Below are 213 nucleotides of genomic sequence, written 5' to 3'. Positions count from 1 at the left end.
TGCTCTTGCAGAATGTGAGAGACTTCCATTTGACTTACCCGAAGCTGAAGAAGAATTAGTTGCGGGATATCAAACTGAATATGCAGGGATGAAATTCGCATTGTTCTACCTGGGTAGTTACATTAATTTAATTCTTTCCGCTTTATTAGTATCAATACTTTATTTGGGAGGATGGGGTTTTCCTATTCCAGTTGAATTAATAGCTAAGTTTCT

Annotated in this window: 1 protein-coding gene; it reads left to right on the top strand. The window is 36.6% G+C overall.

Annotated elements, in window-relative coordinates:
• Positions 1-213 (top strand): NADH-quinone oxidoreductase subunit H (locus AMO19_RS03530; protein WP_179850499.1); only part of this gene is annotated, 213 nt, incomplete at both ends.

The sequence above is a fragment of the Prochlorococcus marinus genome, assembly GCF_001180245.1.
Lineage (GTDB): Bacteria > Cyanobacteriota > Cyanobacteriia > PCC-6307 > Cyanobiaceae > Prochlorococcus_A > Prochlorococcus_A marinus_F.
The sequence above is the reverse complement of the archived record's forward strand: the minus strand, read 5'-3'. Positions and strand labels throughout refer to the sequence as shown.